At 75.3% G+C, this 12,208-nt stretch carries 12 protein-coding genes; 1 reads left to right on the top strand and 11 read right to left on the bottom strand.

The annotated features are described in order from the left end of the window. Positions 1–67: 67 nt before the first annotated feature. From VKZ81_RS25885 to ftsH, 7 genes are read right to left on the bottom strand one after another with little or no spacing between them, the layout of a single operon-like run. Positions 68–1,429 (bottom strand): PrsW family intramembrane metalloprotease, encoded by a 1,362-nt coding sequence (locus tag VKZ81_RS25885; protein WP_324244288.1) that lies wholly within the window; start codon positions 1,427–1,429, stop codon positions 68–70. Between the two features lie 11 nt (positions 1,430–1,440). After that, on the bottom strand, positions 1,441–1,926 hold the full coding sequence (locus VKZ81_RS25880; RefSeq protein WP_324244287.1) for a DUF3180 domain-containing protein: 486 nt from the start codon (positions 1,924–1,926) through the stop codon (positions 1,441–1,443). Next, positions 1,923–2,438, bottom strand: a complete 516-nt coding sequence (folK, locus tag VKZ81_RS25875) for a 2-amino-4-hydroxy-6-hydroxymethyldihydropteridine diphosphokinase (protein WP_324244286.1) — start codon at positions 2,436–2,438, stop codon at positions 1,923–1,925. Before folK ends, VKZ81_RS25880 begins: the two co-directional genes overlap by 4 nt. Further along, on the bottom strand, positions 2,435–2,824 hold the full coding sequence (folB, locus tag VKZ81_RS25870; protein WP_324244285.1) for a dihydroneopterin aldolase: 390 nt from the start codon (positions 2,822–2,824) through the stop codon (positions 2,435–2,437). Before folB ends, folK begins: the two co-directional genes overlap by 4 nt. A gap of 21 nt (positions 2,825–2,845) precedes the next feature. Continuing rightward, positions 2,846–3,649: a dihydropteroate synthase gene (gene folP, locus VKZ81_RS25865; RefSeq protein ID WP_324244356.1), complete on the bottom strand. Its 804-nt coding sequence runs from the start codon at positions 3,647–3,649 to the stop codon at positions 2,846–2,848. 44 nt (positions 3,650–3,693) lie between these two features. Beyond that, the gene (gene folE, locus VKZ81_RS25860) at positions 3,694–4,257 is read right to left on the bottom strand and encodes a GTP cyclohydrolase I FolE (protein ID WP_324244355.1); all 564 of its coding nucleotides are present in this window, start codon (positions 4,255–4,257) and stop codon (positions 3,694–3,696) included. A gap of 59 nt (positions 4,258–4,316) precedes the next feature. Then, entirely contained in the window at positions 4,317–6,776 is a 2,460-nt protein-coding gene (gene ftsH / locus VKZ81_RS25855) for an ATP-dependent zinc metalloprotease FtsH (protein ID WP_324244284.1), read from the bottom strand. Between the two features lie 290 nt (positions 6,777–7,066). On the opposite strand from ftsH, the gene VKZ81_RS25850 reads away from it, so the two are divergent. Next, positions 7,067–7,954 carry a serine protease gene (locus VKZ81_RS25850; RefSeq protein WP_324244283.1) on the top strand — a complete coding sequence of 296 codons (888 nt, stop codon included), beginning with the start codon at positions 7,067–7,069 and terminating at the stop codon, positions 7,952–7,954. Positions 7,955–7,961: 7 nt separating this feature from the next. Here VKZ81_RS25850 and hpt read toward each other — a convergent pair whose 3' ends face one another. From hpt to dacB, 4 genes are read right to left on the bottom strand one after another with little or no spacing between them, the layout of a single operon-like run. Continuing rightward, on the bottom strand, positions 7,962–8,507 hold the full coding sequence (gene hpt, locus VKZ81_RS25845; protein ID WP_324244282.1) for a hypoxanthine phosphoribosyltransferase: 546 nt from the start codon (positions 8,505–8,507) through the stop codon (positions 7,962–7,964). Between the two features lie 28 nt (positions 8,508–8,535). Then, entirely contained in the window at positions 8,536–9,543 is a 1,008-nt protein-coding gene (tilS, locus tag VKZ81_RS25840; RefSeq protein ID WP_324244281.1) for a tRNA lysidine(34) synthetase TilS, read from the bottom strand. Between the two features lie 29 nt (positions 9,544–9,572). Beyond that, complete coding sequence (locus VKZ81_RS25835; RefSeq protein ID WP_324244280.1) at positions 9,573–10,643, bottom strand: zinc-dependent metalloprotease; 1,071 nt, start codon at positions 10,641–10,643, stop codon at positions 9,573–9,575. Positions 10,644–10,695: 52 nt separating this feature from the next. Continuing rightward, positions 10,696–12,090 carry a D-alanyl-D-alanine carboxypeptidase/D-alanyl-D-alanine endopeptidase gene (dacB, locus tag VKZ81_RS25830; protein ID WP_324244279.1) on the bottom strand — a complete coding sequence of 465 codons (1,395 nt, stop codon included), beginning with the start codon at positions 12,088–12,090 and terminating at the stop codon, positions 10,696–10,698. Between the last annotated feature and the right edge of the window lie 118 nt (positions 12,091–12,208).

The raw sequence follows: 12,208 nt of genomic DNA, 5'->3' as shown, positions 1-12,208 counted from the left end.
CCCGACGAACGGCGCGTTGGTCGGTACCTGTCCGACGAACGGGCCGTTCGTCGGAAGGGGGCGGGGCTCAGCGGCGCCCGGGCGTGGGGGGAAAGCCCTGCGGCGGCGGGTCGTACGGCGGCGCCGCCCCCGGAAAGCCGGGCGCGGGCGGTGGGGCCGGCCAGGCGGGGCCGGCGCCGTACGGCGGGGCCGCGTGGCCGGGCGGCGGAGCCGGCGGCGGACCGGGCGGCGGGGGCGTCCAGCCGGGTGGGCGGCGGCGCATCGCGGCCGTGAGCGCCTCCGGGTGCCCGACGGCGCGGGCGCGGGCCCTGCGCACCGCCTCCACCGCCTCGGCGTGCCAGATCGGGCCGTGCGGACCGGCGGTGCCGCGCGCCAACCGGTCACGCAGGAACGCGAGCTCGGTGACCGCGGCCTGGTAGTCGGCGACCGCCTTGGCGGCCTCGCGCCCGGACCGCCTGCGCACGGCCGCCCGCCACCCCTGCCGGCCGGCCAGGCTGGACAGCAGCGGCACCTCGCTCGGCACGATCCACCCGGCCGCGGCGAACGCGGGCAGCTGCGAGGCCACGATCCGCTGCTCGCGGCGGCGCTGCCACACGACGACGATCGCCAGCGCGACGAACACCGGCACCATCACGAACGCGTAGACCGCGAGGAAGAGCCCGCCGTCGAGCACGGAGGCCGAGGTGTTCCACAGCGAGTGCAGCGCGACCGCGACCAGGTAGCCGATCACCACCGCCGCGACCCGTCGGGCCACCGACCTGCTGCGCGACGCGATCCCCGCCCCGATACCGATCATGGCCGTGAACAGGGGATGGGCGAACGGCGAGATCACCCCGCGCAGCACCAGCACGCCGAGCACGCTCGCGACCTGCCCGACGCCCGCGTCCTCGGTGAACGCGCGGCCGAGGTAGAGGATGTTCTCGGTGAACGCGAACCCGGCCGCCACCAGCCCCGCGTAGACGATCCCGTCGACCACGCCGTCGAACTCGCGGCGCCGGAAGAACAGCATCCCGACCAGGAACGCGCCCTTCACCGCCTCCTCGACGACCGGCGCCACCGCCACCGCCCCGACCAGGTTCGCCCCCTCGCGGCCCAGCACCTGGTCGACCACGACGGTGGCGCTGCTGTTGATCAGGAGGGCGGTCAGCGTGGCGAAGCAGGCGCCCCACAGGAACGCGGCGAGCAGCGTGCGCGGCGGCTCCGGCTCCCACCGGTCGACCCACAGGAACGTGGCCACCACCGGCCCGACCGGCACCAGCGCGCACAGCGCACCGACCACCACCCCGGCGGTGCCGACGCTCGAGCGGACCAGCCCGATCACGACGAGCCCGCAGAACCCGAGCGCGATCAACCCGAGGACCGGGGCGAGCACCCAGCGGCGGTGCCGGCCCGGGGTGGGCATCGGGATGACGCGCGTCGGCTGGGTCATGAACCTGCAGCCTAGGGGTGATCACCGACGGGCGGGCCGTCGTCGGGGTCGTCGTCGCGGGGGTCGTCGGGCGTGCGGAGGCAGTGCTCGAGCCACAGCGCCCCGCCGACCAGCCCGAGCGAGCACACCAGGCCGATGCCGCCGGCCAGCGCGTCGTTCCCCGCGGCCGTCACGGTGCCCGCGAGCGGCAGGACGTGCGCGAGCAGCCCGGCCCACGCACCGGTCATGATGGCGCCCGCGAGCGACGACGCCTTCGCCAGCAGCACGGCCCGCGCCGCGACCAGCGGCTGGACCGGCTGCGTGCCCGGCTTGCGGCGGATCCGGGCCCGCATCACGTTGCCGCCGATGGCCTCGGCGATCCCGAGCACGCCGAGCGTGGCGCCCGCGCCGAGCGGCATCTCCGGCAGCGACCCGTAGGACAACCGGACCAGGATGCCGACCACGACCGCGGCGACGAGGGCGACGCCGAACAGGTCCCGTGGCCGCGTCGGGGTCACCGCTCCGCCATCAGGTCGAGGTCGTCGCGGCGGCGCATCCCGTCCTCGGCGTCCGGGCCGAGCGCGGCCAGCAGCGCGCCGACCGGTCCGTGGCCGGGCAGCACCGCGTCCGGGTCGACGTCGAGCCAGGGCCGCAGCACCGTGGCGCGCTCCGGGGTGCCCGGGTGCGGGAGCAGCAGCTCCGGGTGGTCGGAGCGCACCGGGCCGTCCGGGCCGTCGACGGTGACCACGTCCACGTCGAGCGTGCGCGGGCCCCAGCGCACCTCCCGCACCCGGCCCGCGGCCCGTTCGAGCTCCTGCCCGCGCCGCAGCCAGCCCCACTCGTCGACCGCGGGGTCCTCGACGACGAGCACCGCGTTGAGGAAGTCGTCCTGCTCGACCCCGCCCCACGGGGCCGTCTCGTACACCGGCGAGACCGCCCGCACCGCGTCGCCGAAGCCGGCCACGGCCGAGCGCAGGTAGGCGAACCGGTCACCGAGGTTCGACCCGAGGGAGAGCACGGCGCGGGTCACGCGGGCACCACCTGCCCCCGCCCGCCGGTGCGGGTGCGGCGCGCGACGACCGCCACGTCGGCGAACTCGAGCGGGATCGGCGCCTGCGGCTTGTGCAGCACGACCTCCACCGTCTGCACCCGCACGTCGGAGAACACCTCGTCGGCGACGCGGCCCGCAACCGTCTCGATCAGGTTGCACGGCGGCCCGCCGACGATCGCGGCCGCGCGCTGCGCGAGCGCGCCGTAGTCGAGGGTGTCCTCGAGCCGGTCGGAGCGGGCGGCCGGGGTGAGGTCGAGCCACACGGTGATGTCGACGACGAAGTCCTGGCCCTCGCGGCGCTCGTGCTCGAACACGCCGTGGAACCCGCGCACGCGCAGGCCGCGCAGCTCGATGCGATCCGCCACTCGGCTCCTCCCGTCGGGACACTATCGCCCGGTCGCGCCGTCCCAGGCCGCCGCCACGCGCACGGCGTCGAGCGAACCGACCACGTCGTGCACCCGCACGCCCCACGCGCCGCGGTGGGCGGCGAGCGCGCTGACGGCGGCCGTCGCCACGTCCCGGCCCGACGTGGGCCGCGGCTCACCGTGCTCGTCGGCGAGCAGGGAGCCGAGGAACCGCTTCCGCGACGCCCCCACCAGCACCGGGAACCCGAGGCCGACCAGCACGTCCAGCCTGCGCAGCAGCGCCCAGTTGTGCTCGGCGTTCTTCGCGAACCCCAGCCCCGGGTCGATCACGAGCCGCCCCGGGTCCACCCCGGCGGCCACGGCCGCGTCCACCCGCGCGGTGAGCTCGTCGCGGACCTCGGCCACGACGTCGGAGTAGACGGCGAGCTCGTTCATCCGGTCGCTGTGCCCGCGCCAGTGCATGAGGATCCACGGCACCTGCGCCGCCGCCACCGCCTTGGCCATCGCGGGGTCGGCGAGCCCGCCGGAGACGTCGTTGACCACCGCGGCGCCGGCCGCCACAGCGGCCTCGGCGACCGCGGCCCGCGTGGTGTCGATGCTGACCGGCACGCCCGCGGCCGCCAGCTCGCGCACCACGGGCAGCACCCTGGCGAGCTCGGTCTCCGCGTCGATGCGGGGCGCCCCCGGCCGGGTGGACTCCCCGCCGACGTCCACGAGGTCGGCGCCCGCCTCGCGCATCGCGACGCCGTGGGCGACCGCCCGGCTCGGGTCGAGCCAGTGGCCCCCGTCGGAGAACGAGTCCGGGGTGACGTTCAGGATGCCCATCACGACGCACCGCCCCGGGGCGGGCAACCCGGCCGCCACCGCGCTCACCCGTTCCGGATCAGCGCCAGCACCTCGGCGCGGGAGGTCGGCGAGGACCGCAGCATCCCGCGCACGGCGGAGGTGGTGGTGCGCGAGCCGGGCTTGCGGATCCCCCGCATGCCCATGCAGAGGTGCTCGGCCTCGATCACCACGATCACGCCCTTCGGTTCGAGCCTGTTCACGATGGCGTCGGCGATCTGCCCGGTGAGCCGCTCCTGCACCTGCGGGCGCCGCGCGTAGAGGTCGACGAGCCGGGCGATCTTCGACAGCCCGGTGACCCGCCCGTCCGGGTTCGGGATGTACCCGACGTGCGCCACCCCGTGGAACGGGACGAGGTGGTGCTCGCACATCGAGAACATCGGGATGTCCTTGACCAGGATCAGCTCCTGGTGGTGCTCGTCGAACGTGCGCTCCAGGACCTCGTCGGGGTTGGAGTAGAGCCCCTGGAAGATCTCGGCGTAGGAGCGGGCGACGCGCGCCGGGGTGTCACGCAGGCCCTCGCGGTCGGGGTCCTCCCCGATCGCGATGAGCAGCTCGCGCACCGCCGCCTCGGCGCGCGCGTGGTCGATCGTCCGTCGGCCGTTCCTCGACGCCGGCTCGGGCGTCGCGCCACCGGGTACTGCTGTGCTCAGCGTGAGCCACCCTCGTCCGGCCCGGAGCCGGTCCCCCCGCTCGGCTTCTCGGGGGACGGCTGCTCGGGCTGTGCCTGTGCCTGCTGTGCCTGTGCCTGCTGTGCCTGGGCCTGCTGCGCCTGGGCCTGGGCTTGCTGCTCACCCGCGCCGTTGGTGTTCGGCTGCGGGGCCTGGTTCGGCTGCGGCCCCCACTGCGGGGCGGGCTGCTGCTGCCACTGGCCGCTGGTGGGCGGCCACGGCTGGCCCGCCGGGGTGGTGGCCGGTCGCCAACCAGGCGGGGCGCCGTAGTTGTCCGGCACCGCCTTGGGCGGCTGCCCGCCCCAGCCGGGCGGGGGCGGCGGCACGGCCGGCTGCCCCTGCTGCTGCGGCGGCGGGTAGCCCGCCGGCAACGGGGTGGGCCCACCCGGGTAACCCCCGGGCGGCGAGGGCACGGGGCCGCCGTTGGGGCCGGGCGCGGGCACGCCGTTGGTACCGCCCGGGTACGAGCCGACCGGCGCGGGCTCGCGGACCGGCTCGGTCTCGGGCGGCCACGGCTCGCCGCGCTCCCGGGCGCGCTCGGCCGGCGTCTTGATCGGCGGCTTGTCCGACGGCGTGCGGTCGCCGAAGTCGTTGAACGCCGTGATCCGGGGCCGCTTCTCCACACCGGAGAAGATGCGCTCCAGGTCGCTGCGGGTGAGCGTCTCCTTCTCGAGCAGCTCGAACACCAGGTCGTCGAGGACGTCGCGGTAGGTGTTGAGGATCTCCCACGCCTCGGTGTGCGCCGCCTCGATGAGCGCGCGCACCTCCTCGTCGATCTCGTGGGCGACCTCGAGCGAGTAGTCGGCCTGCGCGCCCATCGAGCGCCCGAGGAACGGGTCGCCCTGGTCGCGGCCGTAGCGGACGGCGCCGAGCCGCGCGCTCATGCCGTACTCGGTGACCATCGCCTTGGCGATCTTGGTGGCCTGGTCGATGTCGCTCGACGCGCCGGTGGTCGGCTCGTGGAACACGAGCTCCTCCGCGCTGCGCCCGCCCATCGCGAACACCAGCCGGGCGATCATCTCCGAGCGGGTCATGAGGCCCTTGTCGTCCTCGGGCACCACGAGCGCGTGGCCGCCGGTGCGCCCGCGCGGCAGGATCGTGAGCTTGTAGACCGGCTCCAGGTCGGGCATCGCCCACGCCGCGAGCGCGTGGCCGCCCTCGTGGTAGGCCGTGATCTTCTTCTCCTGCTCGGAGATGATCTTCGACTTGCGCCGGGGGCCGCCGACCACCCGGTCGACCGACTCCTCCAGCGCGGCCGCGGTGATCAGCGTGCCGTTCTCGCGCGCGGTGAGCAGCGCGGCCTCGTTGATGACGTTGGCCAGGTCGGCGCCGGACATGCCGACGGTGCGCTTGGCGAGCGCCTCGAAGTCGACGTCGGGGGCGAACGGCTTGCCCTTCGCGTGCACGTGCAGGATCGCGCGGCGGCCCGCCAGGTCGGGAGCGCTCACCGGGATCTGCCGGTCGAACCGGCCGGGGCGCAGCAGCGCCGGGTCGAGGATGTCGGGCCGGTTGGTGGCCGCGATCAGGATGATGCCGCCGCGGGCGTCGAACCCGTCCATCTCGACGAGCAGCTGGTTCAGCGTCTGCTCGCGCTCGTCGTGGCCGCCGCCGAGACCCGCACCGCGCTGGCGGCCGACCGCGTCGATCTCGTCGACGAAGATGATGCAGGGCGAGTTCTGCTTGGCCTGCTCGAACAGGTCGCGCACCCGGGAGGCGCCGACGCCGACGAACATCTCGACGAAGTCGGAGCCGGAGATCGTGTAGAACGGCACGCCCGCCTCGCCCGCGACCGCGCGGGCCAGCAGCGTCTTGCCGGTGCCGGGCGGGCCGTAGAGCAGCACGCCCTTCGGGATCTTCGCGCCGAGGGCCTGGTAGCGCGCCGGGTTCTGCAGGAAGTCCTTGATCTCGTGCAGCTCCTCGACCGCCTCGTCGGCGCCCGCGACATCGCCGAAGGTGGTCTTCGGCATGTCCTTGTTGAGCTGCTTGGCCTTCGACTTGCCGAAGGACATCACCCGGTTCCCGCCGCCCTGGGCGTTGTTCATCATCCAGAACAGGATGAGCAGCACCAGGCCGAGCGGGATCAGGTAGATCAGCATCGTGGTCAGGAACGAGTCCTGACGCACGGTCGTGTTGAACGACGGGTTGTTGCTCGCGTTCTCCAGCGCCTCGACGATCGTGCCCGCGGTCTGCGCCGGGTACTGGGTGATGATCTGGGTGCTGCCGTCGATCGGCCGGTCGAGCGTGAGCCGCAGCCGCTGCTCGCGGTCCTCGATCAGGGCGTCGGTGACGTGCCCCTCGGAGATCTGCGCCAGCGCCACGGACGTGTCGACCCGCGTGTAGCCGCGCGTGTCGTCGAACAGCACGCTGAACGTGAAGTAGACCAGGATCGCGGCGAGGATCCAGATCAGCGGGTTGCGGAGCAGGCGCTTGCGGTCCATTCAGCTTCGGCCGTGGCGGCCTTCACCCTTCCTGGCGAAGATTCTCCGGCGGAGAGACCCGGCGCAGCGGACTGACCGGCCCTGAGTCCGCCAGGATAGCGGGCCGGGAGCGCGGCTGCGCCGTCGATGTCCAGCGGCGTAGCCCTGACGGGTACATGCACTCTCAACGAACGGTCCGGAACGGGTGTTCCCGGAGGCCATATCCCCGTGCGCACACCGTCGTTGGGTCCAGTGGCGGACGGTGATCACGACGGTGCCCGACGGCGGGCAGGCGGTTGGGGGTAGACGGCATGACGGTGAGGGCCCGTGGCGTCGCGGCGGCGGTCGCACTCGGTGGGATCGCGCTCGGGGCGCTGCTCGCCCCCGCGGCGACGGCGGCGCCTGCGCGCGGCGAGTGGGCGTCGGCGGAGGCCGCGGCGATCCGGCCCGGGGTCGTCACCGACACCGAGGGCGGCGGCTCCTGCACCAGCAACTTCGTCTTCACCAGCGGCGACCGCACCTTCCTCGGCCAGGCCGCGCACTGCGCGGGCACCGGCGACGCCACCGAGACCGACGGGTGCGACTCCGGCACCGTCGGCATCGGCACCCCGGTGACCATCAGGGCCGCCGACGGCACCGACCGCACCGGCCACCTCGCCTACAGCTCGTGGATCGCGATGCAGGAGGGCGGGGAGACCGACCCGGACGAGTGCGCGTTCAACGACTTCGCGCTCGTCGAGATCGCCCCTGAGGATGTGGCGGACGTCAATCCGACGCTCCCCGTGTTCGGTGGCCCGACGGGCCTCGACACCGACGGCGTCGAGGTCGGCGAGCTCGTCTACAGCATCGGCAACTCGCCGCTGCGGCTCGGGCTGAGCGCGCTCGGCCCGAAGGTCGGCATCGCCGTGGGCGACGCGGGCGACGGGCGCAACCACGACGTCTACACGCTCACGCCGGGCATCCCGGGTGACTCGGGCAGCGCCTTCGTCGACAGCTCGGGCGCCGCGTTCGGGGTGCTGTCGACGTTGAACCTGGTGCCGCTGCCCGCCAGCAACGGCGTGATCGACCTCGCCCACGCGCTCGAGTACGCCCGCGCGCACGGCGACGTGGGCGACGTCCGGCTCGCGGAGGGCACCGAGCCGTTCAGCGCGGGTCCGGCCGAGGGCCTCCCGGTGCCGCCGCTGCCCCTGCTGGGCTGAGCGCGCCTCAGGCGTACACCGACGGGTCGAGCGTGGCGATGTAGGGCAGGTCGCGGTAGCGCTCGGCGTAGTCGAGGCCGTACCCGACGACGAACTCGTTGGGGATGTCGAAGCCGACGTACTTCACCGGGACGTCGACCTTCACCGCGTCCGGCTTGCGCAGCAGCGTGCACACCGCGAGCGAGGCCGGGTGGCGCGACTCCAGGTTGCCGCGAAGCCACGACAGCGTCAGCCCGGAGTCGATGATGTCCTCGACGATGAGCACGTCGCGGCCCGCGATGTCGCGGTCGAGGTCCTTGAGGATGCGCACGACGCCCGAGGACGACGTGGACGAGCCGTAGGAGCTCACCGCCATGAACTCGAGCTGGACCGGCACCGGCAGCGCCCGGGCCAGGTCGCTCATGAACATCACCGCACCCTTGAGGACGCCGACGAGCAGCAGGTCCGAGTCGGCACCGGCCCGGTCGGCCGCGATCTGCTCCGCGAGCTCCTTGGTCCGTTCCCGGATCGCCTCCTCGGTGATCAGCGTCGATGCGATCTCACCGTCGTACACAGCCGGCGGCCTCCTGCATGGATCGGGTTCAGACGCCGGACGGCCAACGGACCGGGCGCAGGGAGAGCCTGCCATGCGCCCGCACCAGCTCCAACCCGCCCGGTAGGGCGACGCCCCCGCGGTCCGGCCCCCGACCTGCGAGGACGTCGGCAGCCCTGAGGTGGGCGTCGGTGAGAGCCGTCACGTCGGCGGCGGCGAGCCACGCCCGCAGCACCCGGCGGCGCAGCGCGGCGGGCACCCCGTCGAGCGGGCCGAGGAGCAGGCCCCCCTCCGGGTCGCGCGCCCCGGCGAGGAGGTCGGCGGCCACGGCGTCGAGGGCGTCGGCGTCCTCGCGCAGCTGGCGCGCCGTGCGGGCGAGCGCCTCCGCGACGCCGCCCGAGAGCACCTCCTCCAGCAGCGGGAGCACCTCGTGCCGCAGCCGGACGCGGGTGAACCGGGGGTCGGCGTTGTGCGGGTCGTCCCACACCGGGAGGCCGGCCGCCGCGCAGGCGGCGCGGGTCACGGCCCGGCGCACGCCGAGCAGCGGCCTGCACCACGGCGGGTCCCACGGCCGCATCCCGGCCAGCGACCGCGCCCCGGAGCCCCGCCCCAGCCCGAGCAGCACGGTCTCGGCCTGGTCGTCGAGGGTGTGGCCGAGCAGGACCGGGGAGTCCGGGTGCGGTCGGGCGGCGCGCAGCGCGGCGTAGCGGGCGCGGCGGGCCGCGGCCTCGACCCCGCCCGGGCCGGTGACCTCGACCCGGTGCACGGCCGCCGGGATCCCCATCCGCTCCAGCAGATCGGCGGTGGCGGCGGCGCGTTCGGCGGAGCCTTCCTGCAGGCCGTGGTCGACGACGGCGCCGCGCACCGCGCCCCGGCCCCGCACCGCGACGGCCGCGGCGGCGAGGGCGAGGGAGTCGGCGCCGCCGGAGCAGGCGACGAGCACGGGGGCGTCCCGGTGGGGGGCCGGCAGGGCGGCGAGCCCGCGCCGCACGGCCCGCCGGACCTCGAGGCAGGCCGCGTCGCGCCCGTCCGCCGAACCCCCGCGCGTCGGAGCCACGATGTCCCTCCAGCGACGACCGCTGCCGGTCAGATCCCGTGGACCCGCTCCAGCCAGCGGCCGGGGTGGGCGAGCTCCTCGCGGGTCGGCAGCGTCTCGGGGCTCTCCCACACCCGGTTGAAGCCCTCCATGCCCGCGGCGAGCACCACGTGCCTGGTGAACGCCGAGCCCACCGCGTACTGGCGGACCTTCGCCTCCACGCCCAGCAGGGCGCGCAGCAGGCGGTCGATCAGACCGCCGCCGCGGCGGCGCACCGTGAACCGGTTGCGGATCGTGGCCACCGACGGCACCACCTCCGGACCGACGGCGTCCATCACGTGGTCGGCGTGGCCCTCCAGCAGGGTCGTGAGCGCGAGCAGCCGGTCGAGCACCGCCCGCTGCTCGGGGCCCTGCAGCAGCTCGACGATCGCCAGCGAGTCGCCGCCGGTCTCGCGCAGCGACCGCACCACCTCGGGCAGGCGTTCGAAGACGGCGCCGCGGTCGGTCTGCGCGATCGACAGGAACCGGCCGACCTCCTCGGCGAAGTAGGACCGCAGCCACGGGACGGCGGTGAACTGGAGCCGGTGCGTCGCCTCGTGCAGGCAGACCCACAGCCCGAAGTCCGCGCTCGGCACGTCGAGCGCCTTCTGCGCCGCGTGCACGTTGGGCGCCACGATCAGCAGCCGTCCGCCGCCGTCCGGCCCGCCGAACGGGTCGTACTGGCCGAGCACGCGCCCACCCAGGTACGCGACCACGCTGCCGACCTGCAGACCCGCGGTGCGCGCGGTGACGGTGCGGGCCACCCGCGACACCTCGGGCAGCCGGGCGCCCGCCGTGAGCGCGGCCATGCTCTGCACGGCCGCCGCCGCCCACGCCTTGCGGTCCACCACGTCCGCGGGCAGCAGCGGCAGGCCGTGCCCGAGTCCGGTGGTCTCCCGGACGTGCCGTTCGGCGACCGCGGCGTCGGCGCGCAACCGCTGCACCAGCTCGGTGGCCTCGGCCGGGGTCGCGTCGGGCCCGGGCTGCATGAGCCGACCCGCCGTGCGGCTGGCGAGCTCCCAGTCGACGGGGAGCCCGCTCTGGCCCGCAGGGCTGGTGGCGGACTGGGCTGGGTGGGTCACGTGCGGCACACGTCCACGCTACGTGCCCGGGGCGGCCGGCGGGGCGACCGCGTCACGCCGAGCGGCAGCCGCAGCGGCTCAGGTCGGCGGCCATGGCGTCGTGCAGCGGGCGGACGACGGCCGGGCTCGCGCCGTTCGACATCAGGGCGAACACCAGCAGCCGCCCGTCGGAGTCGGTCACGACGCCGGCGAGGCTGCTCACACCGGACAGCGAGCCGGTCTTCGCGCGCACGACGCCGCGTCCGGCGGCGGCCTCGCCGTCGAGCGCGTACCGGTCGTCGAGGGTGCCGACGCCGCCCGCCACCGGGAGCCCGGACAGGACCGGGCGCAGGAACTGCGCGTCGAGCGGGCCCTTCGCGGGCGCCGCGGCGGCGGCGAGGACCTCGCCCAGCAGCCGCGGCGGCACCCGGTTCCGCGTGGACAGGCCGCTGCCGTCGACCAGCTCGGCGCCGGTCGTGTCGATCCCCGCCTGCCGCAGCGTCGCGAGGACGGACTCGGCCGCGCCCGCGAAGGACGGCTCGGCCTCCCGCGCGATCGCCACCTCCCGCGCGAGCACCTCGGCGAGCACGTTGTCGGAGGTGCGCAGCGCGTGCTCGGCGAGCTCGCTGATCGGCGCCGAACCCACCGCCGCGATGCTCGTGGCGCCCGGCGGGGCCGTGCCCTTCTCCACGTCGTCGACGCCGAGCGCGTCGGCGAACGCGCGGGCCGCGGTGAGCGCGGGGTCGGAGACGCGCGGGCCGTCCTGCAGCTCCGGGTCGATCCGGCCGCCGTCGAGCATCACCGGCTCGATCGGGGTGATGAACCCGCCCGCGATGTCGGCGCGGTCCCACCCGGGGGCGAGGCCGCCGTCGTCGTCGGTGTAGCGGCTGGTGTCGACGAGCACCTTGCGGATCGGCCCGGGGGCCTTCTCGCGCACGGCGTCGGCGAGCTGCTGCACGCTCGGCGCGCCCGGGTAGAGGCTGTCCTCGGGGTCGGGCAGGGCGGTGAGCGTGGGGTCCCCGCCGCCGACCAGCACGACCGTGCTCGGGTCCGGGCCGGTGACGACGCGGGTGATCAGCCGGTCGGTCGGGTTGAGCGCGAGCAGCGCCGCGGCGGCCGTGATCAGCTTCGCGGTCGACGCGGGCACGAGCGGGCGCTCCGGGGTGTGGCCCCACAGCTCGCGCCCGGTGGCCGCGTCGAGCACCACGCCCGCGAACTTGCCGGGCATGTCGACGGCGGGCTCGTCGAGCACCGCCGCCAGCCCCTCGGGCGTGGGGATCGGAGCGTCCGGCGGGAGCGGCCGCAGCGCGGGGGCGGGCACGGGCGGCAACGGAGCCGGCGCGGGCGCCACCAGCCCCCACCGCTCCACGAGGCCCGGGCCGGCGAGCGCGACCGCCCCTCCGGCACCCCCGGCCACGGCGAGCACGACCAGCACGACGACGATCCGCCGCGCTCCGCGACCGGGCAATCGCAGTGAGTCACCGATTCGTCGCCCGATCCCCACGGGCGCCCTCCCTCGACATCCCACAGGGCGCAAGAGCAGCGCCCCGGACGTCGGCGCCGCCGACGCGGTCCCTCACACTAGA

Source organism: Pseudonocardia sp., assembly GCF_035305885.1.
Classification (GTDB): domain Bacteria; phylum Actinomycetota; class Actinomycetes; order Mycobacteriales; family Pseudonocardiaceae; genus Pseudonocardia.
Note: the sequence above shows the minus strand (reverse complement) of the source record. Positions and strands in the feature narration are given on the sequence as shown.